The organism is Vibrio sp. qd031, from assembly GCF_002100145.1.
Taxonomy (GTDB): Bacteria; Pseudomonadota; Gammaproteobacteria; order Enterobacterales; family Vibrionaceae; genus Vibrio.
The window spans coordinates 93,071-119,490 of the sequence record NZ_JXQD01000023.1; the positions used below are offsets into that span (position 1 = coordinate 93,071).

Genomic DNA, 26,420 nt, shown 5'->3' on the forward strand with positions numbered 1-26,420 from the left:
CATTTTCATAATTGTTTTAGTATTTCCTGTCCGTATTCGGTATTTGCCGACACTTCAACAATTCTCTGTTGTTGTTGATAGGTGAGCGTTACATCCAAGTCTGCTTGAGGTAATAATCCTTCGCCTTTTTCTGGCCATTCAACCAGACAGATCGCATCGTCACTGAAATAATCACGAATACCCATATATTCAAGCTCTTCAGGGTCCGCTAAACGATATAGGTCAAAGTGGAATACTTGGAATGTGGCAAGGTGATAAGGCTCCACTAACGTGTAGGTTGGACTTTTTACATTGCCTTCATGACCGAGTGACTGAATAAACCCCCGACTTAGCGTAGTTTTACCTGCGCCCAAATCACCATGCAAATAAATGGTGGTTTGCTGCTTACATAAATGGGCGATACGCGCACCAAAATCGACGGTTGCTTGAGCATCGGTTAAAACAAATTGGGCAGAAGGCATAGTGAACTCTTAGTTTTTTCTTAATTAACTATATAAAAATCGAAACTGAGGGAATAGTATTCAGATCTGAATATGAGAGACAAGAAGAAATTTGCCTAAACCGCTGCAAATAGGCTCTTTTTTACCAATTCTTAACCCCGACTACACTTAAACATAAGCACATTGGATAATTTGATGAATATGGACCTGCAAAAACTGGCCGAAATGATTAAACAATGGGGGCTAGAATTAGGTTTTCAGCAAGTCGGTATCACCGATGTTGACCTCTCGCAACATGAAGCCTATCTGCAATCATGGCTTGATAACGGCTACCACGGTGACATGGAGTGGATGGCTCGTCACGGTATGATGCGAGCAAGACCCGGAGAACTTCATCAAGGTACCGTTCGTGCGATTTGTGTAAGGATGGATTATTTACCCGAAGATGCACAATTTGCCCGAAATCTTCGAGATACCTCAAGCGGATATATCAGTCGCTATGCACTAGGACGCGACTATCACAAACTCATTAGAAAAAGATTAAGTGAGCTTGGTAAAAAGATCGAAGCCCATTTTGAGGGTACCGACTTTCGTCCTTTTGTCGATTCTGCCCCTATTTTGGAACGCCCTTTGGCTCAAAAAGCGGGATTAGGTTGGACGGGTAAACACTCGCTATTAATCAACCCTCATTCAGGTTCATGGTTTTTTCTTGGAGAGTTACTGGTTAACCTCCCTTTACCAACGGATGAGCAAGTCGACGAGCAGTGTGGAAAATGCCGTTCATGCATTACAAGTTGCCCAACCGACGCGATTATTGACGACAATATCGTTGATGCACGCCGATGTATTTCCTATCTAACCATCGAATATAAAGGCGTCATTCCTGAAGAATTTCGAACTGCGATGGGCAATCGCATCTATGGTTGCGACGACTGTCAATTAGTCTGTCCTTACAACCGTGAATCCCCTCTAACTGAGCAAGCAGAATTCCAACGTAAACGTGTATTTAACAATAGCGATTTGGTTCACTTACTCGAATGGGACGAAACGACATTTTTAGACAACTTGCAGGGTTCAGCTATTCGCCGTATCGGCCACAAGCAGTGGCGTAGAAACCTCATCATTGCGATGGGTAATGCGCCATTTTCTCATGCCATCGTTGAGGCACTGATCTCAATACAAGGTATTGACCCATTGTGGGACGTGCATATCGAATGGGCGCTAGCGCGTCAAATAGAACAAGTTCAGCCTAACAACAAACAGCAACGCTTGATCCGGATAATAGAAAAGGGCTTACCTAGAGATGCTTAAAGTGTATTTAAAGCCAAAACTTCATTTATCTAATTTTTGTTACTGATTGGTAAAAATGTTTGACGAAGTTCGCATTTTTTTGGATGTGGAAAAAAATCCATCTTTGGATTGAGCCGATCATCCCCCAAAAAGTTAAGCACAGCCATATAAAATGACTAAGATCAATAAATAACTAGCTTTTGATCCGCCATCGAGACTGGTCGATCTCCCAAATTCCATTAAAATCATTTAAAAACAATAGGTTATAAAATACCCTTGATTTTTGATCCATTGAAAAAATGAGGGGTTAAGAAAAAGATCACAGAAATTGGTTCGGAAATTATATTTACCCACCAAGTTATCCACAAGTCTGAATTTGTGGATAACTCTGTTACTAACAAAAACAAATCTCGTGTAAGCGACATTGTGCTTATGTGGGATAAATTAAGGCTATGTATATTGCTTTGAGCTAAGCGTCTAAAATTTGCTTCTGTGAATAATTCAGGCAAAAGTCGCTAACAGCAATGAAAGAGCAGAAAAAAAGACCACAAACTAATTTGTGGTCTTTTTTTATATTTTGGAGCGACACACGAGGTTCGAACTCGTGACCTCAACCTTGGCAAGGTTGCGCTCTACCAACTGAGCTAGTGTCGCATCGGAAGCCGTTTATCAACGGTTTCGTTTAGAATGTGGCTGCGCGAACTGGATTTGATCCGAGCGGCGCATCCGTCAACGGCCTGAGGGTTATGAAAACCTCGTCCGTTGAACATAAAAGTGGTTGCGGGGGCTGGATTTGAACCAACGACCTTCGGGTTATGAGCCCGACGAGCTACCAAGCTGCTCCACCCCGCGTCCATGTCATCATATAAAGCTGATGAGAACTTTTAAAAACTGGAGCGACGCGACCAGCTTGGGCACGAGGTTCCTCGTGTGCTTTCGCGGCAATCCTAAAATTTGGAGCGACGCGACCAGCTTGGGCACGAGGTTCCTCGTGTGCTTTCGCGGCAATCCTAAAATTTGGAGCGACACACGAGGTTCGAACTCGTGACCTCAACCTTGGCAAGGTTGCGCTCTACCAACTGAGCTAGTGTCGCAAAGAATCCGTTTTACAACGTATTCCTAAAATTGGTTGCGGGGGCTGGATTTGAACCAACGACCTTCGGGTTATGAGCCCGACGAGCTACCAAGCTGCTCCACCCCGCGTCCATGTCATCTAACTAGATGATTGTTCTAAACGATACATTACCAATGCGTTTTAATTAAAACACTGGAGCGACGCGACCGGCTAGGGCACGAGGTTCCTTGGGTAGGTAAAATCAATCCAATAAATGGAGCGACACACGAGGTTCGAACTCGTGACCTCAACCTTGGCAAGGTTGCGCTCTACCAACTGAGCTAGTGTCGCGTTTCACCGTTTAGGGATGCGAATTATAAGAGCATTTCTGTGTGATGCAAGTCTTAATCGAAAAAAAACGTCATTTTTAATTAAGTGACTAAATGTTAGGCGATTCACCGCAAAATGTTGCTGCTTAAATCCGCACTCACTGGCTAGCGGCTAAATTTTGAACACCGTTTGGCGGTAATATTTCAATTCTGCGATCGATTCTCTAATATCATCGAGCGCCAAATGACTGCCTGATTTTGAAAAACCATCCAAAATTTCGGGTTTCCAACGTCGCGTCAGCTCTTTAATTGTGCTCACATCAACGTATCGGTAGTGGAAATACTCTTCAAGCTTGGGCATGTGCTTGTATAAAAACCGGCGGTCTTGGCCAATGCTGTTGCCACAAATCGGCGACTTTCCTTGAGGCACCCATTGCTCTAAAAATGCAATTGTCTGCTCTATGGCGTCTTGTTCCGATACGTTGCTTTGCTCTACACGAGCCACCAAACCGCTATTGGTGTGCGTGTTCGTGCACCAGTCATCCATCTTATCCAACTCTGATTTTGGTTGATGAATTGCAAGAACAGGGCCTTCAGCCAATATGTTTAGCTCTGAGTCTGTCACAATTGTGGCGATCTCAATGATCTTATGCTGCTCTGGATCCAGTCCAGTCATTTCAAGGTCAACCCAAATCAGGTTGCTATCGTTGTTCGTCGCCATGGAGGAAATTCCCTATTCTTGAACGAAAACAGGTATGATACTGAATAATCCAATACCGACCAACACTGTTTGAATGGCAAAGAAGAAAAAACTGACAAAAGGGCAAGTTCGCCGAGTCCGCTCGAATCAAAAAAAGCGCTTAAAGCAATCTGAGTCGAGTGTAGAGTGGGATGAAGCAATGCTTGGTGATGCTAAGCAGGGTTTAGTGATCACGCGATTTGGCCAACATGCAGATATTGAAGATTTGGACAGCGGTGTTATCCATCGTTGTAACCTTAGACGTGGAATTGAGAGTCTTGTCTCTGGTGACCGAGTGTTATGGCGCATGGGACTGGAAGTAATGGCGGGTATTTCTGGTGTTGTAGAGGCAGTAGAGCCTAGAGAGTCAGTATTAACACGACCAGACTACTATGACGGCCTCAAGCCTGTTGCTGCGAACGTCAATCAGATGGTTATCGTCTCATCGGTATTGCCAGAGCTCTCACTGGATATTATCGATCGTTACCTAGTGGCCTCACGTACGCTGGACATAGCGCCGCTATTAGTTCTCAATAAAATTGACCTGCTGAGCACTGCTGAACGCGATAGTTACCAACAAACCTTATCTATCTATGAATCGCTAGGCTTTAAAGTGCTGTTTGTCAGCAAAGAAGACACCGATGGTTTAGCGAAACTAGAAGCTGAACTTAACGACAAGATAAACATTTTTGTTGGTCAATCTGGTGTTGGGAAGTCCAGTTTGGTGAATGCTCTATTGCCCGAAGCAAATATTGAAGAAGGTGCCGTCTCGACAAACTCAGGGCTTGGCCAGCATACGACGACAGCAGCAAGACTTTATCATTTCCCTAGTGGTGGCGATCTCATCGACTCTCCGGGAGTTAGGGAGTTTGGACTGTGGCATCTTGATGCCGAACAAATTACTAAAGCTTTTATCGAATTTGAACCCTTTCTAGGAGGGTGTAAATTTAGAGATTGTAAACACCTTGATGATCCCGGCTGCCTGATCACCGACGCCGTCTCAGAAGGGAAAATTTCTACCCAACGGTTTGAAAGCTATCATCGAATTTTAGAATCGATGTCTGAAAATAAAGCCAACAGGCAATATTCAAAAAACAAACGCTTGGATCAGTAACTCACAACCCCAACACTGCATCTAGCGACTTAGACAAGCGAGTACGAATTGAGTAAGATTCGCGCTTAGAAACTTTATAGACCGAAAGAGATTGACCGTGCTAAACAAACTGAAAGTAACTCTGCAATATTGGCTACCTCAACATGGACTGACTCGTCTTGTTGGAAAACTGGCATCGGCTAAGTTAGGAAGTGTCACTACAGCAGTAATCAAAACGTTTATTAAGCAATATAAAGTGGATATGGACGAAGCCTTGCATTCAGATCCTGAGCACTTTAAAACGTTTAATGAGTTTTTTGTAAGAGAGCTCAAACCCGGCGCTCGTCCGGTGGATGAACGTCAGTCTGTACTCACTCACCCCGCAGATGCCTGTGTAAGCCAATTTGGGCCACTTGTTGATAATCAACTGGTGCAAGCCAAGAATCATCACTATAGCGCCTTAGAGTTGCTTGGTGGCGACCTCAGCTTAGCAAAAGAGTTTGAACACGGCAGTTTTGCTACTTTGTATCTTTCCCCACGAGATTATCATCGCGTCCATATGCCCTGTGACGGTACTCTGCGCCAAATGATTTATGTCCCAGGTGATCTCTTTTCGGTCAATCCACTAACTGCTGAGAATGTGCCTAACCTGTTTGCACGAAATGAACGTGTTGTCTGTATTTTTGACACCGAATTTGGCCCTATGGCGCAAGTTTTGGTTGGTGCAACCATCGTCGGCAGTATCGAACTTATCTGGGCTGGTACGGTTACACCGCCACGTGGAAACTCAGTATATCGCTGGAACTATCCAACGGAAGGCGATGAAGCGATTACCCTCAAGAAAGGTGACGAAATGGGTCGCTTCAAGCTAGGCTCAACCGTTATCAACGTGTTTGCCAAAGAAGCCATCACTTTTGACACCAGCATGGAAAACGGTGCGCCAACACGAATGGGCAGTGCCTACGCACATAAAAACCCGACAGAAAACGACGAGCTGTAGTGTTTAACACAGACACTAAAAAGGGCGCATTTAGCGCCCTTTTCTACTTTTAGGGAAGCCATCAAGCCAACATGACTTGAATTCCTTCCTCTAACAATTCCATTTGTTCTTTACCCAATGATGTAGCAAACGGTTTGATGATTGAAATCATTTGTAGCATGCCCTGATAGATGACCTTTTGGGTGATTTCTATATTGAGCGACATACTTGATTGATACGCTATCCAAGAGACGGCAACCATGTGTAAATTAACGCACAGTTGCGATTTCTGAATATCTGTAAAGGTGACAAGATCCATATTTTGAAACGAATCCAAAATGGATAGCAAGTTGCGACTTAACTCTTTTTGGGTTCGCATGTAACGCTGATGCAGAGCACTGTCCCGTTGCAAAATCTCAGGCAAGTTTGCGTAGAAAAAACGATACTTCCACATTAAAGTAAAGATCGAATCCAAATAGTGCTTTAGAAGCGCCAGATTCTCTTGCTGATGATAATGCGGTGAAAATCGCTCTAACAACTCCCCTTCATACAGTTCGTAAATCGCAAGAATGATTTCCTGCTTGTTACTAAAGTGGTAATAGAGATTCCCAGTACTGATGTTCATATGGGCAGCAATATGATTGGTAGTGACATTGCGCTCGCCTTGCTCGTTAAACAACTCGAGTGACTTTAAAACTATTCTATCGCGCGTTTTCATATCTTAACCTTCTGATACTTGGCCGATTAGTATAAATATAAAGCGGGGTCAGATCCACTTATGTAGATCTGACCCCGCTAGAGTCGATAAACGAGTCTTTTACGATGGATTTATGAGCTAATCTGAACCAAATAAATCGCGCGTGTACACTTTGTCAGCGACATCTGCTAATTCTTCAACCATTCGATTAGACACAATCACGTCACTCATTTGCTTAAACTTATCAAGATCACGTATCACAGGCGAATAGTAAAAGTGATCTTCTTCTAATACCGGCTCATACACAACAACAGGAATACCTTTCGCTTTCAGTCTCTTCATGATGCCCTGCACCGACGATGCGCGGAAGTTATCCGATCCGGTTTTCATGATAAGACGATAGATCCCTACAGCCTGAGGTTTGCGACTCATGATTGAGTCGGCAATAAAGTCTTTACGCGTACGGTTGGCGTCAACAATGGCTTTGATGATATTATTTGGCACGCTCTCGTAGTTGGCTAACAACTGTTTCGTATCTTTAGGTAGGCAGTATCCGCCATAACCAAACGAAGGGTTATTGTAGTGATTGCCGATACGAGGATCCAATCCAACGCCTTCTATGATTTGGCGAGAATCGAGTCCAAGTGCCTCTGCGTAAGAGTCCAGCTCATTAAAGTATGCGACACGTAGGGCTAAGTAAGTATTTGAAAATAACTTCACCGCTTCAGCTTCGGTTGAGTTAGCAAAAAGAACCTCAATGTCCTCTTTAATTGCCCCTTCTACGAGTAGGCCGGCAAACACTTTAGCTCGCTCTGTTTGCTCGCCCACAATAATACGGGATGGGTAAAGGTTGTCATATAATGCTTTACCTTCTCGTAAAAATTCAGGGGAAAACATCACATTTTCACAGCCAAGCTGTCGCTTTACATCTTCAGTGTAACCGACAGGAACCGTAGATTTGATAACCATTACGGCGTCTGGATTGATCTCCATAACGTCACGAATTACGGCCTCTACCGAGCTGGTATTAAAATAATTTGTCTTGGGGTCATAATCTGTTGGAGTGGCAATAATGACGTACTGCGCATCCACGTATGCTTCTGTTTTATCCGTTGTCGCTACAAAGTTTAGCTTTTTAGTAGTTAGAAAGGACTCAATCTCAGTGTCTACAATAGGTGACTGCTTATCATTAAGCATGGCCACTTTTTCGGGAATAATGTCTAGCGCTACTACTTGGTGATTTTGGGCGAGTAGCATCGCATTAGAAAGGCCTACATAACCTGTACCTGCAACTGCAATTTTCATAACGTTATCTTCTTATAAATGTTTTATTAATTCGTATTTTGGCAATTCTAATCCAAAAAAAGCGCCTTAAAAATGATACTGGCTTAAATTCCATCACCGCCAGTAAATTGCTGCGAGCGTCCATTAAACTGTTGATCCATATCGAGTGATGGCTTGTCAGACTTGGGTTTCCCAACTATTTTGGCAGGCACACCAGCAACGGTGGTATGCGCGGGGACTGCTTGCAGAACAACAGAACACGAACCAATTTTCGCTCCTTGTCCCACTTCAATATTGCCCAAGATTTTCGCCCCTGCTCCAATCATGACACCTTCTCGGATTTTAGGGTGACGATCGCCGCCTTCTTTGCCCGTTCCCCCTAGAGTCACATCTTGCAAGATGGACACATCATCTTCTACCACTGCGGTTTCACCAATGACAATACCGGTTGCGTGGTCAAACATAATGCCTTTGCCAATTTTAGCAGCAGGATGAACATCCACCTGACAAGCGACAGAGATCTGGTTTTGCAGGTAGGTCGCCAATGCAAATCGGCCGTTGTTCCACAGCCAATTAGCAACACGATAACCTTGCAGGGCGTGATAGCCTTTTAGATAAAGAAGAGGTATTGAGTACTTTTCTACGGCCGGATCGCGGTATACGGTGGCGCAAATATCACACGCAGCAGAAGCTGTAATGCTTGGGTCCGCATCGAATGCCTGCTCAATCACTTCTCGAACAGCCATGGCGGGCATTGATGCCGTTTTCAATTTGTTGGCGAGTATATAGCTTAGGGCGCTACCTAAACTGTCATGATTAATGATGGTCGCATGATAAAAGCTCGCCAGCATGGGCTCTTGCTCGGTCATTTCACGAGCTTCTTTTACCACTTCGTTCCAAACTTTATCTTTCTCACACAATAACTGCTTCGACTCGGAGCAGTTATTCGGCTGTTTTTTATCACCTTGAGTCACGAATCGCCTCCCTTACCATCAGATTTGACTTAGCGTTCTGCCTTTTTGTCGCGCGCTAATAGATCTTGCGCAGCTTGACGCGCGTCTTTGTCACCATACAACACTTGATAGATTTGCTCGACGATTGGCATCTCTACTCCCATGCGATTGGCCAAAAGCCACACTTCTTTTGTGTTTCGATAGCCTTCTACCACTTGCCCAATTTCAGTTTGCGCAGTATCCACGTCTTTACCCTGCCCTAGGGCCAGACCAAATCGTCGATTTCGAGACTGATTGTCAGTACAAGTTAAGACTAGATCACCCAGTCCCGCCATTCCCATGAACGTTTCAGGTTTTGCTCCTAATGCCGTGCCAAGTCGAGTCATTTCAGCCAGGCCGCGGGTAATCAATGCAGTTCGCGCATTAGCACCAAACCCAATGCCATCCGACATTCCGGCGCCAATTGCAATCACGTTTTTCACTGCGCCCCCTAGCTGCATACCGATGAAGTCATCGTTCGCGTACACTCTAAAGGTCTTTCCGCAGTGAATTTTATTCTGTAATTCTAAGGCATAGTCACAGTCCGATGACGCAACAGAGATAGCCGTTGGCATTCCAGCCGCGAGTTCTTTTGCAAAGGTTGGCCCCGATAAAACCGCAAGCGGATAGTCCTGCCCAATAACATCATGGGCAACGTCACGCAGCAATCGGCCTGTTTCAGGCTCAAGGCCCTTTGTCGCCCAGCAAATCCGATGTGAAGGCGTTAGGTGAGGTTTTAGGCTGTTAAGCACAATGCCAAACACGTGGCTTGGGACAACCACCAACAGATCATCACAAGATGCGACTGCTGTAGAGAGATCGGACTCGATAATAAGCGACTCTGGAAAGGTAATTCCGGGCAAAAACTCTTCATTCATGCGCGCGTCTTGCAATTTCTGCATGTGCTCCGCTTCGTGACCCCATAGCACCACATTAGCGCCATTTCGAGCCAACGAAATTGCCAGCGATGTGCCGTATGAACCTGCACCAATTACCGTCATCGATACATTAGTATGAACAGAGACTTTCTCAACCATTGCCATTCCTGCCTTTTGGAGAGTAGAAAAACAAAATGCACATTACCTCATATTGAGATGATGTGCATTCTTCATCAATCAGTTAAGTGGTGCGATTAAGCGTCCGCTTGACCTTCTTTTTGTTTTGCTTGGCTTTGAAGGTAGTTCATGAACAGCGCATCAAAGTTAACAGGCGCTAGGTTCAATTGTGGGAACGTACCTTTAACCACAAGGCTAGAAATGGTTTCACGCGCGTACGGGAATAGGATATTCGGGCAGAATGCACCTAGGCAATGAGCCAATTGGCCTGCTTCCATACCTTCAGCAGAGAAGATACCACCTTGTTGCACTTCACATAGGAAAGCAGTGTCGTTGTCGTTCTTTACAGTCACTGTAAGACGTAGAATGACTTCGTATACGTTTTCACCTAGTTCACGGCTTTTGGTATCAAGGTCTAGGTTTACATCTGGTTGCCACTCTTTTTGGAAGATCTCTGGAGAGTTAGGCGTTTCAAATGAAACATCTTTAAGGAAGATACGTTGAATTGTGAAGTTTTGGTTGTCTTGAGTTGCTGCTTCAGCCATGACAAGGGTCCTTTAATAATTAAATTCGTTCGCGTTAATTGAATGCTATGTATGGGTACTATTTTTTCTTCTTGCTACGAATCAGTGGCAAGTTAGCTTCGCTCCATGAGGCGATGCCGTTTTTCAGTACGTGAACATTCTCAAACCCAGCACCCGCCATATGGTTGGCAATGTCTACTGCAGTTTGACCTGTTTTACATACCACAATCATTGGGTTTGATTTTTGGCTTTCAAGCTTACCAAAGTTATTTGCTTTGATGTCTGATGGCAAAATGTGAACTGCGTCAGTAATGTGGCCCGATTTAAATTCGTCTGCCGAGCGAATATCGACCACTATCCCTTGTTCGCGGTTAATTAGCTGAGTCACTTCAGCGGTATCCACTTCTTTGTATTGTGCTGTTCTGGTTTTCACAATATTTGCAATAAGCGCGATAAACACACCTACCCAGATCAACGACATGATTAAGTTCTGTTGAACGAAAGGGATAATGTCTTGCATTTTGCGTACTCTTATTCGGTTACTACGATAGGAAAGGGGCAAGTATAGCGGTTTCAGGTAAAGCGGTGCAATCGACGTTTATTGAATAACGCTCGGATTGTGAGACCAATGTCGACTTATTCAGCATATATTGCACATCAGGTCGACTGTAACTATTCTTTTGTTCACTGCTTAACGAAATTGATCGATTTGACTATTTCTTTCAACATAATAGGCATTGCCTATTCAATTTATTGATCTTAGCTCACTACATTGGTTACTTTTTGTAGTAAAATTACGATAATTTACTTTACTAGTGATTTGATTTGAGGTTTTAAACTATGTCTAACAAGAAGCCAATGGCGCTCGTGATCCTAGATGGTTACGGTCATCGCGAAGATTCGCAAAACAACGCCATCGCTAACGCTAACACTCCTGTATTGGACGGTCTATTTGCAAACCAACCAAATACGCTAATCTCTGCGTCTGGTATGGATGTAGGTCTTCCTGACGGCCAAATGGGTAACTCTGAAGTTGGCCACACCAATATTGGTGCGGGCCGCGTGGTTTACCAAGATCTTACTCGAATCACTAAGTCTATTGCCGACAACGAATTTGCAACGACGCCAGCGCTTGTAGAAGCAATGGATAACGCGATTAAAGCAGGTAAAGCTGTACACATCATGGGACTCATGTCTCCTGGTGGTGTTCACTCTCACGAAGACCACATTTACGCAGCTATCGAAATGGCTGCAGAACGCGGTGCCGAAAATATCTACCTACACTGCTTCCTAGATGGACGTGATACACCACCACGCAGCGCAGAAAACTCGCTTAAACGTTTCGATGAACTGTTTGCCAAACTAGGTAAAGGTCGCACCGCGTCGCTTGTTGGTCGTTACTACGCAATGGACCGTGACAATAACTGGGATCGCGTTGAAGTTGCTTACGATTTGCTGACTCAAGGCAAAGGCGAATTCACGTACGATTCTGCAGTTGCTGGCTTAGAAGCCGCTTACGCACGTGACGAAAATGATGAGTTCGTAAAAGCCACTGTACTAAAAACTGACGATCAAGCTGATGCTGCTATCGTTGACGGTGATGCTGTAATCTTTATGAACTACCGCGCTGACCGTGCTCGCCAAATCACACGCACTTTCGTTCCATCATTTGATGGCTTTGAGCGTAAAGTATTCCCTGCATGTAACTTTGTGATGCTCACGCAATACGCTGCAGACATCCCTCTTGCTATCGCGTTCCCGCCAGCATCACTAGAAAATACTTACGGTGAGTGGTTATCTAAGCAAGGTAAAACTCAGCTACGTATTTCAGAAACTGAAAAGTACGCGCACGTTACGTTCTTCTTCAACGGTGGTAAAGAAGACGAGTTTGCTGGTGAAGAGCGCCAATTGGTTGCTTCGCCAAAAGTAGCGACTTACGATCTTCAGCCAGAGATGAGCTCTGAAGAACTGACTGAAAAAATGGTTGCGGCTATCAAGTCTGGCAAATACGACACCATTATCTGTAACTACCCGAACCCAGACATGGTAGGTCATACTGGCGTTTACGAAGCGGCTCGCGAAGCAATTGAAGCTGTTGATGCTTGTGTTGGTAAAGTTGTTGAAGCGATTAAAGAAGTGGATGGTCAATTGCTTATCACTGCTGACCACGGTAACGCAGAAATGATGGTTGACCCAGAAACAGGTGGTATCCATACCGCGCACACTAACCTACCAGTACCGCTAGTTTACGTCGGTAACCGCGAACTGGAATTTGTTGAAGGTGGCAAATTGTCTGACTTAGCTCCAACCATGCTAAGCCTAACAGATATGGAAATCCCAGCCGAGATGTCTGGTCAGGTTATTGTAAATCTGAAATAATGCCAATTAAGAGATAACAAAGGGGCGCTCTATGCGCTCCTTTTTTTGGCGGTTGTTTAGATGGATCTGTTCAAAACAGCATCAAATTGGAAAAAAAGCGCCAGTGTGATTTGCACTGGCGCTTTGCTATGCCTGTCTGCGACTAACGTGGCGGCCTCACAAGAAGAGCTTAAGGGCGTTAAAAGCCAGATCAGCCAGCAGCAACAGAGCTTATCAGCCAAACAAAAAGAGCTGAACTCACTGCAAGCCTCGCTTAAGAAAGAGGAGTTATCCATCTCTTCTTTGACGACGTCCATTCAAGCCACAGAAAAAAAACTGACCGAAGCAAACAGCAACCTGAATGAGTTTGAACAGCAAAAAGCGACTTTGGAGCAGACTAAGCAGCAGCAAACCGACACATTAGAAAGGCTATTGAGTACGTTTTATGCGACCCAGCAGCACGGAAAAAGTGCCACGCAAATGTGGAACGGCGACCAGTCTCCAGAAGCACAGCGACTCAGCTACTATTATCAGCACTTGGCAAAAGCCCGCGCAAAAGCCATCTCAGAGCTTGAACAAACCGAAGCCAGTTTAGAGGCGAAGAACAAACAGCTGATCAATGAGCAGCAGCAAATTCAGACGCTACTGGCCAAACAGACCAGCGAGCGCGACAAATTACGTAACTCGCAACAAGCCAGAAAGTCGACGGTCAGTAAAATCAGCAAAACCATCTCTGGCAGCAAAACACAGTTGGCCGAGCTACAACGTAATGAAACGCGCCTAAAAGCAGAAATTGCAAAAGCGGCGAAACGTAATGCTGTGCCAATGGACGGATTAGCGCGCTACAAAGGAAAACTGCCTTGGCCTGTAAAAGGAAACGTCTTACAACGCTATGGAAGTAACCTAGAGGGACAGGTCAATCTAAAAGGCATTGTCATTGACGGCAAATACGAACAACCGGTGAAAGCGGTCTATTCGGGGACCGTGGTGTTTGCAGAATATTTACGAGGCTACGGTCTAGTGGTACTGCTTGACCATGGCAAAGGAGATATGACGCTCTATGGTTATAATCAAGTGCTCACCAAAAAAGAAGGCGATAAGGTCACAGCCGGCGAAACCATCGCTTTGGTGGGTGATACAGGTGGTCAAACGCGTCCTTCGCTCTACTTCGAAGTAAGGCGTAACAGTAAAACGCAAAACCCTACACAGTGGTTGCAATAGCGCTCTGTCCTAAGGTCTCCCTTAGAATGGGATAGATTACGTTCTTAATTAACGCACACAAAAAAGCCGAAGCACATGCTTCGGCTTTTCAACGAGGGTCGAATGATTACATCATTCCAGGCATGCCACCCATGCCACCGCCCATTCCGCCCATGTCAGGCATCGCTGGTGCGTCGCCTTGCGGAAGGTCAGTGATCATCGCTTCGGTGGTGATCATAAGACCCGCAACCGATGCCGCAAACTGTAGTGCACTGCGCGTTACTTTCGTTGGATCAAGAATACCCATCTCAAGCATGTCGCCGTAGCCACCAGTTGCAGCATTGTAGCCGTAGCTTCCGTCGCCCGCTTTAACATTGTTAGCAACAACAGACTCTTCGTCACCAGAGTTGTATGCGATTTGACGAAGCGGAGCTTCCATCGCACGAAGTGCAAGGCGAATACCTACGTTTTGCTCTTCGTTGTCACCTTGAAGGTCAACAATCTTAGATGCAGCGCGGATAAGAGCAACACCACCACCAGCAACCACACCTTCTTCAACAGCGGCGCGAGTTGCGTGAAGTGCGTCTTCTACGCGGTCTTTCTTCTCTTTCATTTCAACTTCAGTCGCTGCGCCTACTTTGATAACGGCAACACCGCCAGCAAGTTTTGCAACGCGCTCTTGAAGTTTTTCTTTGTCGTAATCCGAAGTCGCTTCTTCGATTTGACCACGGATTTGAGCAACACGACCTTGGATCATCGCTTCTTCACCAGTGCCATCGATGATGGTGGTGTTTTCTTTAGTGATGCTCACACGCTTCGCTTGGCCAAGATCTTCAAGAGTCACTTTCTCAAGCTCTAGACCAACTTCTTCAGAAATTACGGTGCCGCCAGTCAATACCGCAATGTCTTGCAGCATAGCTTTGCGACGATCGCCAAAGCCTGGTGCTTTAACAGCCGCTACTTTAACGATGCCGCGCATGTTATTCACAACCAATGTCGCTAGCGCTTCACCTTCAACGTCTTCTGCAATGATAAGCAGTGGACGCGATGCTTTAGCAACCGCTTCTAGTGTTGGAAGTAGCTCACGGATGTTTGATACTTTCTTGTCGATAAGAAGGATAAATGGGTTTTCTAGGTCAACAGAGCCCGCTTCTTGGTTGTTGATGAAGTAAGGCGATAGGTAACCGCGATCAAACTGCATACCTTCTACTACATCAAGCTCGTCTTGCAGTGCTTGACCTTCTTCAACAGTGATAACACCGTCACGACCTACTTTTTCCATCGCTTCAGCAATGATGTTACCAACAGTTGCATCAGAGTTCGCTGAAATAGTACCAACTTGGGCAATAGCTTTGGTATCGGCACATGGTTCAGACAAACCTTTCAGTTCTTCAACAGCAGCGATAACGGCTTTGTCGATGCCGCGCTTAAGATCCATTGGGTTCATGCCGGCAGCAACCGCTTTTAAGCCTTCAGTGATAATAGACTGCGCAAGTACGGTCGCAGTGGTTGTTCCGTCACCGGCAGCATCGTTAGCTTGTGATGCTACTTCTTTTACCATTTGCGCGCCCATGTTCTGGAATTTGTCTTCCAGTTCAATTTCGCGTGCCACTGATACACCATCTTTAGTGATAGTCGGTGCACCAAATGACTTATCTAGGACAACATTACGGCCTTTAGGACCCAGCGTTACTTTTACCGCGTCAGCCAATACATTTACGCCCTCAAGCATTCTGATGCGAGCGTCGTTACCAAATTTCACGTCTTTAGCAGCCATGATCAATTCCTTTAAATTCTTATTAAACCGTGGATGGGCGAGATTATTCTACGATTGCGAGAATGTCGCCTTCAGATAGGATCAGCACTTCTTTGCCGTCAATTTTTTCTGTTTTGGTGCCGTAGCCTTCTGAGAAGATTACGGTGTCGCCAACTTTTACATCCAGTGGCTGAACAGTTCCGTTCTCTAGAATACGGCCTTTGCCGGTTGCTAGCACAACACCGCGAGTCGATTTTTCCGCGGCAGAACCGGTAAGTACAATGCCGCCAGCAGACTTAGATTCTACTTCTTGGCGTTCAACGATTACTCGGTCGTGTAAAGGACGAATGTTCATTGGTCAATTCTCCTGATTGCTCTTCGTTTTTAAGGGTGATCCACACAGCCTGTGCGATCATAGTATGTAGACTATGTGGGGTCGCTTTCAGTGAACCCAAGGGCGCAACCATTAAAATTTTGTGACTGAATTCAAATGCTAGTCAGTATTGGAGCCTGTTTGGGTCAGCACGTCCGTGGTTTTCTCTGTGCATCATTGCCGCAACCTTGTATTCTGTTTGGCTAAAGGAAACTCGGCTAGGTGTGATGCGCGACAACCAAAGTTTACTCACGGCTCCCATAGGGCAGGTGCTAACCCATAAAACGATACCGATGATGTTTGGTATCGTAGCCATCCTATTGATGAACTTAGTCGATGCCTATTTCATCTCGCTGCTCGGTACCGAAGCGCTGGCGGCGATCAGCTACACCTTTCCCGTCACGTTTGGGATCAACAGTATTACCATGGGCGTGGGGCTTGGTTTATCCACCTACGTGGGTCGCAACTTAGGCAGAGGTGATCATGCTGTAGCGGCTCGTTATTCCAGTCACGGGATTTTACTCGCCGTTGGATTGGTGATCATTGCCTCCTATTTTGGCTTTACCTACCACGACAATTTATTTATCGCTCTGGGCGCGGAGTTTGCTCTTATTCCCCTAATTCGGGAATATATGTTGGTGTTTTTTGCCACCATTCCATTGCTGGTGATCCCAATGACAGGCAATGCCGCGATACGAGCTACTGGCGACACTAAAACACCCGCGCAGATCATGATGGTCGCCGCCATGGTCAATGCTATATTTGATCCTTTGCTGATTTTTGGGGTTGGTTCATTTGACGGGTACGGCATGATGGGGGCTGCCATAGCCAGTGCCATCAGTTGGTTGATTGCCGTTATTTGGTCTCTAACAATATTAGTTCGTCGTGAAAAACTGCTCACTTTCCCCAACCCACTGTATGTAGTGCAAGATGGCTTCAATATCTTAAAGTTAGGCACACCTGCTGCACTGTCTAACGCCCTAGCCCCACTTTCCACGGCTATATTGATGAAAGTTATCTCAAGCCACGGTATTGCCGCCATTGCTGCCTATGGTGCCGCGCAACGCATCGAGTCAGTCCTGTTGCTTGCCACCATGGCGTTAAACTCCGTGCTTAATCCATATATGGCTCAAAATTTTGGGGCTGGAAATGATAAACGCAGCTTTGATGGCTTGTTTATGGCAATGCGATTCTCAGTACTATTTCAACTGTTTGTGTTTATTGTAATGGTCCCGCTCAGTAGCAGCTTTACTACGCTGTTCACCAGCGATGAGGCGGTCGCTGATTACCTTTGGTTATACCTTGTGTTAGTTCCGGTCAGTTATGGATTTCAAGGGATCATGATGATGGTCGTCAGCACCTTTAACTCTTTGCATCAACCTCTCAACGCTCTTAAGTGGAGCTTATTACGCTTGTTTGTATTTACTCTGCCACTCGCACTGCTGTTTTCATTTATTTGGGGTGTTGAAGGGCTATTTGTAGGGCTGACCATGGGCAACATTGCCGGTGGAGTATTGGCGTATAAGGAAGCGACTCAAACCCGAGAAGCCACTTTATCCTCAGACAGTTAATGAACGCTTATTGACGCGAAACTTGCTTTCTATCAACGATGAATCAATAGTAAGGCCTTGTTGATTACTTAGGCTCGACCATGGAATGGATTGGCTTTACCCTTCTCGCCGCTTTTATGCAGTCTTGGCGCAATGCTTTACAAAGTAAGTTGAGCGATCATGTCAGTGTTGCGGGTGTTACGTTAGCGCGCTTTCTCTGGGCAAGTCCCATCGCCTTACTCTATCTAATGATTCTATATTGGATTGAGCCTGTCCCCTTACCCAACGTCACTCTTAAAGGTGTCGGTTTTATTGTCGGTGCGTCGGTCATGCAAATTGTCGCGACGGCCTTAATGGTTAAGCTGTTCCAACAAAAAAACTACGCCATAGGCGCAGGTCTTGCAAAGAGCGAAGCCTTAGTTGCCGCTATACTGGGATTACTCTTTTTTGGCACTGCGCTGACGATCATGGGCTGGATTGGGGTATTGATAGGCGGAATTGCGGTATTTATCTTGAGCGCAGGACGAGGCATTCAGTCTCTATCTTATAAAACACTGTTTATCGGCCTAGCTTGCGGTGGATCATTTGCCATCACTTCACTTTGGATCAGGGAAGCATCATTGAACCTGAGCTTGCCTTTTCCGCATCGGGCCGCTTGGGTGCTGTTTGTGGTGATTTCATTGCAAACGCTGATGCTGCTGATTTACATATTAAAACGTGAACCTAACACCATGCAGGATTTACGAGCGCATTCTCGCTACACCGTAGCGACCAGTTTTACCAGTTGTATTGGCTCATTAGGCTGGTTTAGTGCGATGTCGCTGCAAGCTGTGCCGTACGTGAAAACCTTAGGTCAAATTGAAGTGCTGTTCACTTTACTAATATCCACCTTTTGGTTAGGGCAAAAAGTGGCTAGGAAAGACATCATTGGGCTAATCTTAATTGCCATAGCGGCGATGCTAGTTATGCTTCAATAAAGGCCAAATACAAAACGAGCGGCCCAAGCCGCTCGTATTGCATCATCCATGATTCACTGAGAAAAAAGGTCAGCAGATTCTTACAACGAAACGTTCGCGCGTAGGAATAGCTTGTCGTCTTGCTCAGACGCCACTTTGTAATCTGTTACAAGTTCAATGTGCTCGTTTAGACGGTATGATGCACCAAGAGTGAACCAGTCATCTGAGTCCGTGTTCATTACTGCTGCGTATGCATCATTGTAATCTTCGTTGTTGTAAGTCGCTGCTAGAGAAAGGTTTGTCGTTGCTTGATAAGCAACACCAAGTGCATAACCAGCCACTTCTTCAGTCTCTGCACCAGTCTCAGCTTCACCGTACGCGTATTTAGCCGCTACGTTAAATTTGTCCAGTACCACAACCGCACCAAGAGTATAAACTGACTCACCGTGGTCTACGCCTGCAACCGAGTGCTCGCCTTTACCGATGTCAACAAACGTACCACCAATCACAACAGGTCCTACTGTGTACGAACCGCCTAGCGCCCATGCATCCGTCGTGTGCTCGTATGCTGCACCGATATCGAAGTTGTTACCAAAGTAGTGATGGTTAAGCTGCTCTTCTGTACAAGCGACTTCATCAGCTTCAGCGCCTAGACCGTGCTCTTTAGAGATATCAGCAAAGCCAAGGTAGACATCGGCGATACCACACTGTTTACCCCAAGTTGTTTTACCGGCAACAGTTTCGATACCAAATTGAAAACGATCAACATAGTTGACTGCGTCAAGTCTATCGACGCCACCCCATGCGTAGCGAGCTTCACCACCAATCAAGAATGAAAGGCTTTCAGAGTACGCGTAAGTAAAGTCAGCACCCACTTTAAACATATCCCAGTGAGCCATGCTGCCTTCTTGATCGCCAAGTAGAACATCCATACCCAGTTCAGCACCACCGTAAGCCACACCGCTTAACTTATCGTTGTCGATGAAGTCATAAAGGTTATTTGGCGCGTCAGCAGTAGACGAAAGATCTGAGATGTCCGTTGAAGCTGTTTCTGCAAATGCTGCGCCAGATGCAAGTACCGCTGCGATAGCTAGAGCTAATTTTTTCATTATGGTTATCCTACTGTTGGATTGGTATAAAATTATTTTTCTATCTGAAGTGCCGTGATGGCCTATTAGATGCTTTTAAGCTCTCAGAGTGCCCCTCAGTGCCACAGACACACTATGAAACACCTCGTTACAACCCAACAAAAAAAATAAAAGAAATAAATAAAGCAATATAAAAGCTAAGTGCAACACATGTAACAACCTGAAACTAAATGCGTTTAATTGTAAATCAGCTCTAACAAGGCGTTGCTGGATCTCTAAAAAAAACAGAGTTATAAAAAATTCCCAAAATCACCGTTCTAAAATGAAAGTGAACAGCGTCAAATTTTTCCTAACACTGTCATGACAATAGAGAGTAAAAACCAAAGAAGGCGTTCAATTTGTGCGCTAACTTGAGTAATTCAATATGTGATAACATTGATGTGCGTGGTATGCTGCGCAACTTTTCAAAACTGCTTGTGTCATTTGGCTCGCCATATTGACGTGCAGTTTCAAACAACAGTTAGTTAAGTGGAACATTTCATGAGCAAAGGTACTCTCTATATCGTATCGGCCCCGAGCGGCGCCGGAAAATCCAGTCTAATATCGGCTCTATTAGAGACTAATCCAACTTATGATATGAAAGTGTCTGTCTCACATACCACCCGCGCAGCTCGCCCTGGTGAAGTTGATGGTCAGCACTATCACTTTATAGAGAAAGACAGTTTCAAAGCCTTAATAAAAGAAAACAGCTTTCTTGAGTACGCAGAAGTGTTCGGTAACTTTTACGGCACCTCACGCATATGGATTGAAGAGAACCTTGAACGTGGCATCGATGTATTTTTAGATATCGATTGGCAAGGTGCTCGACAGATTCGTGAGCAAATGCCGGCAGCAAAAAGTATTTTTATTCTTCCTCCATCGAACGGAGAGCTTGAGCGTAGACTTAACGTTCGTGGGCAAGATAGTGATGACGTGATTGCCAAGCGCATGAGCGAAGCAAAATCAGAGATGTCTCATTTCCATGAATATGATTATGTGATTGTTAACGATGACTTTGATTCTGCTTTGGTCGATCTTAAAGCTGTGATCCGTGCTGAACGTCTGAAACAAGACAAACAAGCAGCGAAATATAGCGGAATGCTTACAGCACTGCTTTCAGAATAAGCGATAGACAATCTTAAAAAAGACAATCACAACACCAAAGCGAGTTAGATTCATTAGCAAATGACTAGCAGAATTACTGTGAAGTGAGTATAATTTCCCGTCAACCTGTAAATTAATCAAATTTTGGAGTTCTCATGGCACGCGTAACCGTTCAAGACGCTGTAGAAAAAGTTGGTAACCGTTTCGATCTTGTTTTGATCTCTGCTCGTCGCGCACGTCAGATGCAAACTGGTGGAAAAGATTCATTGGTGCCTGAAGAGAATGATAAGCCAACGGTTATCGCACTACGCGAAATCGAAGAAGGTCTTATCACAAAAGACATTTTAGACGCACGTGAGCGCCAAGAGCAGCAAGAGCAAGAAGCCGCAGAACTGGCCGCTGTAAGCAGCATTACTCACGGGCACTAATCCGACCATACTTTAAGACAACATAGTTAAGGCCTTAGTTTGTATCTATTCGATAGCCTAAAAGATGTTGCCCAAGACTATCTCTCAGAGCCTCAAGTTGAGGCTCTGCGTCAATCTTATGTGGTAGCAAAGGACGCTCACGAAGGTCAGACCCGCTCCAGCGGTGAACCTTACATCATCCACCCTGTCGCAGTGGCACGGATCCTTGCCGAGATGCGTCTCGACCTCGAAACGCTGCAAGCCGCCCTATTGCACGATGTCATTGAAGATACCGAAGTCACCAAAGAAGAATTGCAAGAGCAGTTTGGAACGGCGGTAGCCGAATTGGTTGATGGTGTCTCTAAGCTAGACAAACTTAAATTTCGTGACCGTAAAGAAGCCCAAGCGGAAAACTTTCGCAAGATGGTTTTGGCCATGGTACAAGATATTCGCGTCATATTGATCAAACTAGCCGACCGTACACATAATATGCGTACGCTAGGTGCACTGCGCCCAGACAAACGTCGCCGCATTGCTCGCGAAACTCTCGAAATTTACTCTCCACTGGCCCATCGTTTAGGCATCCATAACATTAAAAGCGAACTCGAAGAGCTCGGTTTTGAAGCCTTATACCCAAATCGTTATCGCGTACTTAAAGAAGTAGTGAAAACGGCACGTGGCAACCGCAAAGAGATGATTGCTCGAATTCACTCTGAGCTGGAAGGGCGATTGGCTGAATGCGGTTTAAATGCAAAAGTGGTGGGGCGAGAGAAAAACCTGTTCTCTATCTACAATAAAATGAAGACCAAAGAGCAGCGATTCCATACCATTATGGACATCTATGCTTTTCGTGTCATTGTTGATACCGCAGACACCTGCTATCGAGTACTCGGCCAAGTCCACAGCCTATATAAGCCGCGTCCCGGACGGATGAAAGACTACATTGCCGTACCAAAAGCGAATGGATACCAGTCTATCCACACCTCAATGGTTGGGCCACACGGTGTTCCTGTCGAGGTTCAAATTCGAACCGAAGATATGGATCAAATGGCTGACAAAGGTGTCGCCGCGCATTGGTCGTATAAGAGCAACTCCGATCGCACTGGTACCACCGCGCAAATAAAAGCGCAGCGCTGGATGCAAAGCTTACTCGAGCTACAACAAAGTGCCGGCAACTCATTTGAATTTATTGAAAACGTAAAGTCGGATCTGTTCCCGGACGAGATTTACGTATTCACACCAAAAGGTCGCATCGTTGAAATGCCGGTTGGTGCAACAGCGGTAGACTTCGCTTATGCGGTACATACCGATGTCGGTAATACCTGTGTCGGTGCGCGTGTTGATCGAAACCCTTACCCACTGAGCAAAGCGCTTAAAAATGGCCAAACAGTTGAGATTATCTCGGCTCCAGGCGCTCGACCTAACGCAGCTTGGCTTAACTATGTGGTGACCTCTAGAGCCCGAGCTAAAATTCGTCAAGTGCTCAAAACCATGCGTCGTGACGAGTCTATTATGTTGGGCCGTCGTCTACTTAATCATGCATTGGGACGCCACAACATTGATTCGGTTTATCCACAAAACCTGGATCACGTGCTTACCGAGCTCAAGCTTGAGTCAGTAGACGATATGCTTGCTGCGATTGGTTTGGGTGAGCTGATGAGTATTGTCATCGCACGTCGCTTGCTTGGTGATGCTGACGAACTGACCGAAACCAGTTCTGTTGAGAAACGCTCTGATAAGAAGCTATCGATCAAAGGTGCCGATGGGATTTTGCTGACATACGCTAACTGTTGTCACCCTATTCCAGGTGATCATATTGTTGCACATGTCTCGCCTGGACGCGGTCTTGTCGTTCACGTTGAGACCTGCCCAAATATTCGTGGCTACCAAAAAGAGCCAGACAAATACATGGCAGTGCAATGGTCTGATGAACACGAGCAGGAGTTTATCACCGAACTGCAAGTCGACATGCAAAACTCGCAGGGTGCATTAGCAGCATTAACGAACGTCATTTCTCGTACTGGCTCGAACATACATGGTATTTCGACAGAAGAGAAAGACGGCCGTTTGTATGCAGTAAATGTCTCATTGACCACGAAAGACCGTGTACACCTCGCTGGCATCGTAAGAAAAATACGAGTGATGCCACAAGTACTTAGAGTCAAACGAAGAAAACGTTAACTTATAATCCCTAGCTTCGCTAGGGATTACTTTTTTACGCGACGAAATCCATGAACTTAGAACGTTATAACCGTATCCATCAGGTTCTTAAAGCACGACAACCTGATCTCACCCTATGCCTTGAAGAAGTGCACAAGCCCAACAATGTATCGGCCATCATTCGCAGTGCGGATGCAACTGGCGTACATAAAATCCACGCGGTTTGGCCCGATCCAAAAATGCGCACCCTCCGTCATACTTCGGCGGGCGCGAGAAACTGGGTAGACGTAGAGACTCATGAAAACATTGACGATGCCGTTGCCGCGCTCAAGTCGAAGAACATGCAGATATTGGCGACTCACTTGTCCGACGGTGCGGTCGATTATCGGGACGTCGACTATACGAAACCAACCGCAATATTATTAGGTGGGGAAAAGCACGGTATATCAAAGCATGCCCTGTCATTAGCGGATCAGGACATTATTATCCCAATGGTCGGCATGGTGCAGTCACTTAATGTGTCAGTGGCTAGCGCGCTAATACTCTATGAAGCACAAAGGCAGCGCCAAATGGCCGGATACTACGATCGCGAACAGTCCGCGCTCTCTGACGAAGTGATCCATAGAACCTTATTTGAACGAGGGCATCCAGTATTAGCCAAAGTCGCAAAGAGAAAGGGGCTTTGCTACCCACCACTGGATGAACTAGGACAGATTGACGCACCAGAATCATGGTGGGCAGAAATGCAGCGACGCTAAACCCAACCTCGCTCAGCAAACGAAACTACTTCCCCATCACCGATCACAAAATGATCCAACAGGCGAATATCAACCAGCCGCAATGCGTTAATCAGCCGTTCGGTGATCCTTCTATCTGCCTGGCTAGGCTCTGCCAACCCAGACGGGTGGTTGTGTGCCACGAGTATACTCGCAGCGCTACACTCCAACGCGCGACTCACCACTTCCCTTGGGTAAACTGACGCACTGTCTAATGTGCCTTCGAATAACATTTCATAACTGATCATGCGATTTTGATTGTCTAAATACAGTACATAAAAAGCTTCTCTTTCACGTCCTCGTAATATCGACATCAAAAACAATTTGCTCTGCTCTGGACTGCATAAAGCATCACCTCGAGTAAGGGTCTCTGATAGCTGCCTGCGCATCAATTCTGCCACCGCGTGTAATTGTGCGTACGTCGCTTCGCCGAGCCCTTTTGTTTGGCAGAACTGCGCTTTCGGCGCACTGAGTAAATTCCGTAGAGATCCATGTTGCTCAATGATCTGCTGAGCCAACTGCAATACATCGACACCTTTTGTGCCGGTACCCAATAGAAGAGCCAACAGTTCACTATCACTCAGGTTATTAGCCCCTTTTGATAACAGTTTCTCTCGTGGTTTTAGCGTATTTGGTAACGCTTTTAGGCTCATAGAACCTCCTTTTTAACTAGTATTGCTCTTCGCTTCTCGGGGTTTGAACGGCTAAACCTAAATTTACGAGTGATGCTCTGTTTTCACTTGGTGCGTTGCATCTGTTACATAAATTTGAAATGAATTCAGGGATTAAGAAATTTCCGCAAAGGTTATCCGGTCATAAATTTGTGATAAAGTGAGCCGTAGCAGAAGAATGAGGAGAATCGCATGACAACCCTGGCTGGAAAACGCATTGTTTTAGGGATTACCGGCGGAATTGCCGCCTATAAATGCGCAGAGTTAACTCGTCGCCTTAGCGAACGCGGTGCAACGGTAAAAGTGGTTATGACAGCCGCTGCAAAAGAGTTTATAACGCCACTGACAATGCAAGCAGTGTCGGGCTCACCAGTTGCAGATAGCTTGCTTGATCCCGCAGCAGAAGCATCAATGGGCCACATTGAATTTGCCAAATGGGCCGATCTTATCGTCATTGCTCCTGCCAGCGCTGACTCTATCGCTCGCATTCGAGCCGGCATGGGGAACGACCTACTGACGACTATAATATTAGCCAGTGAAGCCCCTATTGCCATTGCGCCCGCGATGAACCAGCAGATGTATCGTAATCAAGCGACACAAGAGAATATTGCCGCGCTTAAGCAGCGCGGGTTTCAGGTCTGGGGTCCCGCACAGGGAGAACAGGCTTGCGGGGATGTCGGTCCAGGAAGAATGCTCGAACCCATGGAGTTAGTCGCACTGTGCGAACGATTTTTTACACCTAAGGCGTGGTTGGGGAAACGCGTTACGATCACAGCGGGCCCAACTCGTGAAGCTATTGACCCTGTTCGCTATATTTCGAATCACAGCTCCGGGAAAATGGGCTATGCCTTAGCTCAGGCTGCGCTCGATCTTGGCGCAGAAGTAAATCTAATATCAGGCCCCGTAGAACTAGACGCTCCCGCTGGCGTTCAATTACATAAGGTCGACAGTGCCATGCAAATGCACCAAAAGTCGATGGTTCTTGCCAAACAGTCAGACCTGTTTATTGGGTGTGCTGCCGTCGCTGATTATCGCCCAGAACACATTGCCGACCAAAAGCTGAAAAAGCAAGACGGCAAAGATGACATGAACATTACCATGGTAAAAAACCCCGATATCATTGCCGATGTAGCGAGTTTGCAGCAACACCGCCCTATCACCGTGGGTTTTGCTGCCGAGACACAAGAAGTGATTGGCTATGCCAAGCAAAAACTAACGCGAAAGAATCTCGACTTAATCTGTGCAAATGATGTCTCTATCGAAGGGCAAGGATTTAATAGCCACCAGAATGCGTTGCATCTAATCTGGAAAGATGGTGAACGCTCACTACCCTTGCAAGCCAAAAAGCAGCTTGCTTTCGAGATCCTCAACCACATTTCTGAGACTCTTCTATAACGAACTAAGCTGCAGAGCACATCTTTTGCTTAAGATGTGCTCATCATCGCCTTTGCATTGTGCAAATCACCTGTCTTCTAAGTCAATTTATTGTAAATTATGTCCTTAACA

The 26,420-nt window shown here is 45.7% G+C and carries 24 protein-coding genes and 5 tRNA genes; 12 read left to right on the forward strand and 17 right to left on the reverse strand.

Translation table 11 applies throughout. The features are described 5' to 3' along the window. Positions 1-5: 5 nt before the first annotated feature. Positions 6-461: a tRNA (adenosine(37)-N6)-threonylcarbamoyltransferase complex ATPase subunit type 1 TsaE gene (gene tsaE, locus ST37_RS08490; protein WP_084885460.1), complete on the reverse strand. Its 456-nt coding sequence runs from the start codon at positions 459-461 to the stop codon at positions 6-8. A gap of 180 nt (positions 462-641) precedes the next feature. Between tsaE and queG the strand changes: the two genes are divergently transcribed. Continuing rightward, complete coding sequence (queG, locus tag ST37_RS08495) at positions 642-1,751, forward strand: tRNA epoxyqueuosine(34) reductase QueG (RefSeq protein WP_084885524.1); 1,110 nt, start codon at positions 642-644, stop codon at positions 1,749-1,751. A 557-nt stretch (positions 1,752-2,308) separates the two neighbouring features. Here queG and ST37_RS08500 read toward each other — a convergent pair. The 6 genes from ST37_RS08500 to orn form a co-directional block, all read right to left on the reverse strand. Further along, a tRNA-Gly gene (locus ST37_RS08500) sits at positions 2,309-2,384 on the reverse strand. A 121-nt stretch (positions 2,385-2,505) separates the two neighbouring features. Then, positions 2,506-2,582 (reverse strand) — tRNA-Met (locus ST37_RS08505). 166 nt (positions 2,583-2,748) lie between these two features. Further along, positions 2,749-2,824: transfer RNA gene (locus ST37_RS08510), tRNA-Gly, on the reverse strand. 32 nt (positions 2,825-2,856) lie between these two features. Beyond that, positions 2,857-2,933, reverse strand: a tRNA-Met gene (locus ST37_RS08515). Positions 2,934-3,059: 126 nt separating this feature from the next. Continuing rightward, positions 3,060-3,135: transfer RNA gene (locus ST37_RS08520), tRNA-Gly, on the reverse strand. 150 nt (positions 3,136-3,285) lie between these two features. After that, entirely contained in the window at positions 3,286-3,834 is a 549-nt protein-coding gene (gene orn / locus ST37_RS08525) for an oligoribonuclease (RefSeq protein ID WP_084885462.1), read from the reverse strand. A 73-nt stretch (positions 3,835-3,907) separates the two neighbouring features. Here orn and rsgA point away from each other — a divergent pair, with 73 nt between their 5' ends. Both rsgA and asd read left to right on the forward strand, forming a co-directional pair. Then, positions 3,908-4,966, forward strand: coding sequence for a small ribosomal subunit biogenesis GTPase RsgA (rsgA, locus tag ST37_RS08530; protein WP_084885463.1), 1,059 nt, complete (start codon positions 3,908-3,910; stop codon positions 4,964-4,966). A gap of 97 nt (positions 4,967-5,063) precedes the next feature. Further along, positions 5,064-5,945: an archaetidylserine decarboxylase gene (asd, locus tag ST37_RS08535; RefSeq protein WP_143698167.1), complete on the forward strand. Its 882-nt coding sequence runs from the start codon at positions 5,064-5,066 to the stop codon at positions 5,943-5,945. Between the two features lie 61 nt (positions 5,946-6,006). On the opposite strand, the gene ST37_RS08540 is transcribed toward asd, so the two are convergent. From ST37_RS08540 to ST37_RS08565, 6 genes are all read right to left on the reverse strand, one after another. After that, entirely contained in the window at positions 6,007-6,642 is a 636-nt protein-coding gene (locus ST37_RS08540) for a TetR/AcrR family transcriptional regulator (protein WP_084885467.1), read from the reverse strand. A gap of 117 nt (positions 6,643-6,759) precedes the next feature. After that, positions 6,760-7,926 carry a nucleotide sugar dehydrogenase gene (locus tag ST37_RS08545; protein ID WP_084885469.1) on the reverse strand — a complete coding sequence of 389 codons (1,167 nt, stop codon included), beginning with the start codon at positions 7,924-7,926 and terminating at the stop codon, positions 6,760-6,762. A gap of 83 nt (positions 7,927-8,009) precedes the next feature. Continuing rightward, complete coding sequence (gene cysE / locus ST37_RS08550; RefSeq protein WP_084885525.1) at positions 8,010-8,825, reverse strand: serine O-acetyltransferase; 816 nt, start codon at positions 8,823-8,825, stop codon at positions 8,010-8,012. Between the two features lie 83 nt (positions 8,826-8,908). Then, on the reverse strand, positions 8,909-9,934 hold the full coding sequence (gene gpsA / locus ST37_RS08555; RefSeq protein WP_277922139.1) for an NAD(P)H-dependent glycerol-3-phosphate dehydrogenase: 1,026 nt from the start codon (positions 9,932-9,934) through the stop codon (positions 8,909-8,911). Between the two features lie 95 nt (positions 9,935-10,029). Continuing rightward, positions 10,030-10,497 (reverse strand): protein-export chaperone SecB, encoded by a 468-nt coding sequence (gene secB / locus ST37_RS08560; RefSeq protein ID WP_084885471.1) that lies wholly within the window; start codon positions 10,495-10,497, stop codon positions 10,030-10,032. Positions 10,498-10,555: 58 nt separating this feature from the next. Continuing rightward, positions 10,556-10,996 carry a rhodanese-like domain-containing protein gene (locus ST37_RS08565; protein WP_084885473.1) on the reverse strand — a complete coding sequence of 147 codons (441 nt, stop codon included), beginning with the start codon at positions 10,994-10,996 and terminating at the stop codon, positions 10,556-10,558. 320 nt (positions 10,997-11,316) lie between these two features. Between ST37_RS08565 and gpmM the strand changes: the two genes are divergently transcribed. Both gpmM and ST37_RS08575 read left to right on the forward strand, forming a co-directional pair. Then, the gene (gpmM, locus tag ST37_RS08570) at positions 11,317-12,855 is read left to right on the forward strand and encodes a 2,3-bisphosphoglycerate-independent phosphoglycerate mutase (protein WP_084885475.1); all 1,539 of its coding nucleotides are present in this window, start codon (positions 11,317-11,319) and stop codon (positions 12,853-12,855) included. A gap of 60 nt (positions 12,856-12,915) precedes the next feature. Next, entirely contained in the window at positions 12,916-14,055 is a 1,140-nt protein-coding gene (locus ST37_RS08575) for a peptidoglycan DD-metalloendopeptidase family protein (RefSeq protein WP_084885476.1), read from the forward strand. 106 nt (positions 14,056-14,161) lie between these two features. Here ST37_RS08575 and groL read toward each other — a convergent pair whose 3' ends face one another. Further along, on the reverse strand, positions 14,162-15,811 hold the full coding sequence (gene groL / locus ST37_RS08580) for a chaperonin GroEL (RefSeq protein ID WP_084885478.1): 1,650 nt from the start codon (positions 15,809-15,811) through the stop codon (positions 14,162-14,164). A gap of 43 nt (positions 15,812-15,854) precedes the next feature. After that, entirely contained in the window at positions 15,855-16,145 is a 291-nt protein-coding gene (locus ST37_RS08585) for a co-chaperone GroES (RefSeq protein ID WP_084885480.1), read from the reverse strand. Positions 16,146-16,390: 245 nt separating this feature from the next. On the opposite strand from ST37_RS08585, the gene ST37_RS08590 reads away from it, so the two are divergent. Further along, on the forward strand, positions 16,391-17,734 hold the full coding sequence (locus ST37_RS08590) for an MATE family efflux transporter (RefSeq protein WP_084885482.1): 1,344 nt from the start codon (positions 16,391-16,393) through the stop codon (positions 17,732-17,734). An 80-nt stretch (positions 17,735-17,814) separates the two neighbouring features. Further along, the gene (locus ST37_RS08595; protein ID WP_084885484.1) at positions 17,815-18,690 is read left to right on the forward strand and encodes an EamA family transporter; all 876 of its coding nucleotides are present in this window, start codon (positions 17,815-17,817) and stop codon (positions 18,688-18,690) included. Between the two features lie 80 nt (positions 18,691-18,770). On the opposite strand, the gene ST37_RS08600 is transcribed toward ST37_RS08595, so the two are convergent. After that, on the reverse strand, positions 18,771-19,778 hold the full coding sequence (locus ST37_RS08600; RefSeq protein ID WP_084885486.1) for a porin: 1,008 nt from the start codon (positions 19,776-19,778) through the stop codon (positions 18,771-18,773). Between the two features lie 519 nt (positions 19,779-20,297). Between ST37_RS08600 and gmk the strand changes: the two genes are divergently transcribed. The 4 genes from gmk (at position 20,298) to trmH (ending at position 24,225) form a co-directional block, all read left to right on the forward strand. Continuing rightward, positions 20,298-20,921, forward strand: coding sequence for a guanylate kinase (gene gmk, locus ST37_RS08605; protein WP_084885487.1), 624 nt, complete (start codon positions 20,298-20,300; stop codon positions 20,919-20,921). A gap of 134 nt (positions 20,922-21,055) precedes the next feature. Then, positions 21,056-21,328 carry a DNA-directed RNA polymerase subunit omega gene (gene rpoZ, locus ST37_RS08610; protein WP_084885489.1) on the forward strand — a complete coding sequence of 91 codons (273 nt, stop codon included), beginning with the start codon at positions 21,056-21,058 and terminating at the stop codon, positions 21,326-21,328. Positions 21,329-21,367: 39 nt separating this feature from the next. Next, the gene (gene spoT / locus ST37_RS08615) at positions 21,368-23,488 is read left to right on the forward strand and encodes a bifunctional GTP diphosphokinase/guanosine-3',5'-bis pyrophosphate 3'-pyrophosphohydrolase (protein WP_084885491.1); all 2,121 of its coding nucleotides are present in this window, start codon (positions 21,368-21,370) and stop codon (positions 23,486-23,488) included. A 50-nt stretch (positions 23,489-23,538) separates the two neighbouring features. Continuing rightward, positions 23,539-24,225 carry a tRNA (guanosine(18)-2'-O)-methyltransferase TrmH gene (gene trmH / locus ST37_RS08620; protein WP_084885492.1) on the forward strand — a complete coding sequence of 229 codons (687 nt, stop codon included), beginning with the start codon at positions 23,539-23,541 and terminating at the stop codon, positions 24,223-24,225. Here the strand turns inward: trmH and radC are convergent. Continuing rightward, the gene (gene radC / locus ST37_RS08625; protein ID WP_084885494.1) at positions 24,222-24,896 is read right to left on the reverse strand and encodes a DNA repair protein RadC; all 675 of its coding nucleotides are present in this window, start codon (positions 24,894-24,896) and stop codon (positions 24,222-24,224) included. The two genes, trmH and radC, sit on opposite strands and share 4 nt — an antisense overlap. Before the next feature lie 210 nt (positions 24,897-25,106). Here radC and coaBC point away from each other — a divergent pair, with 210 nt between their 5' ends. Beyond that, entirely contained in the window at positions 25,107-26,309 is a 1,203-nt protein-coding gene (coaBC, locus tag ST37_RS08630; protein WP_084885495.1) for a bifunctional phosphopantothenoylcysteine decarboxylase/phosphopantothenate--cysteine ligase CoaBC, read from the forward strand. Positions 26,310-26,420: the final 111 nt, after the last annotated feature.

Coding starts and splice junctions, on each gene's coding strand:
- ST37_RS08540 (WP_084885467.1), bottom strand. CDS start 6,642: ATGAAAACGCGCGATAGAATAGTTTTAAAGTCACTCGAGTTGTTTAAC.
- trmH (WP_084885492.1), top strand. CDS start 23,539: ATGAACTTAGAACGTTATAACCGTATCCATCAGGTTCTTAAAGCACGA.
- ST37_RS08585 (WP_084885480.1), bottom strand. CDS start 16,145: ATGAACATTCGTCCTTTACACGACCGAGTAATCGTTGAACGCCAAGAA.
- orn (WP_084885462.1), bottom strand. CDS start 3,834: ATGGCGACGAACAACGATAGCAACCTGATTTGGGTTGACCTTGAAATG.
- gpmM (WP_084885475.1), top strand. CDS start 11,317: ATGTCTAACAAGAAGCCAATGGCGCTCGTGATCCTAGATGGTTACGGT.
- ST37_RS08590 (WP_084885482.1), top strand. CDS start 16,391: ATGCGCGACAACCAAAGTTTACTCACGGCTCCCATAGGGCAGGTGCTA.
- gmk (WP_084885487.1), top strand. CDS start 20,298: ATGAGCAAAGGTACTCTCTATATCGTATCGGCCCCGAGCGGCGCCGGA.
- ST37_RS08595 (WP_084885484.1), top strand. CDS start 17,815: ATGGAATGGATTGGCTTTACCCTTCTCGCCGCTTTTATGCAGTCTTGG.
- ST37_RS08575 (WP_084885476.1), top strand. CDS start 12,916: ATGGATCTGTTCAAAACAGCATCAAATTGGAAAAAAAGCGCCAGTGTG.
- gpsA (WP_277922139.1), bottom strand. CDS start 9,934: ATGGTTGAGAAAGTCTCTGTTCATACTAATGTATCGATGACGGTAATT.
- queG (WP_084885524.1), top strand. CDS start 642: ATGGACCTGCAAAAACTGGCCGAAATGATTAAACAATGGGGGCTAGAA.
- tsaE (WP_084885460.1), bottom strand. CDS start 461: ATGCCTTCTGCCCAATTTGTTTTAACCGATGCTCAAGCAACCGTCGAT.
- ST37_RS08600 (WP_084885486.1), bottom strand. CDS start 19,778: ATGAAAAAATTAGCTCTAGCTATCGCAGCGGTACTTGCATCTGGCGCA.
- radC (WP_084885494.1), bottom strand. CDS start 24,896: ATGAGCCTAAAAGCGTTACCAAATACGCTAAAACCACGAGAGAAACTG.
- groL (WP_084885478.1), bottom strand. CDS start 15,811: ATGGCTGCTAAAGACGTGAAATTTGGTAACGACGCTCGCATCAGAATG.
- ST37_RS08565 (WP_084885473.1), bottom strand. CDS start 10,996: ATGCAAGACATTATCCCTTTCGTTCAACAGAACTTAATCATGTCGTTG.
- rpoZ (WP_084885489.1), top strand. CDS start 21,056: ATGGCACGCGTAACCGTTCAAGACGCTGTAGAAAAAGTTGGTAACCGT.
- secB (WP_084885471.1), bottom strand. CDS start 10,497: ATGGCTGAAGCAGCAACTCAAGACAACCAAAACTTCACAATTCAACGT.
- rsgA (WP_084885463.1), top strand. CDS start 3,908: ATGGCAAAGAAGAAAAAACTGACAAAAGGGCAAGTTCGCCGAGTCCGC.
- ST37_RS08545 (WP_084885469.1), bottom strand. CDS start 7,926: ATGAAAATTGCAGTTGCAGGTACAGGTTATGTAGGCCTTTCTAATGCG.
- coaBC (WP_084885495.1), top strand. CDS start 25,107: ATGACAACCCTGGCTGGAAAACGCATTGTTTTAGGGATTACCGGCGGA.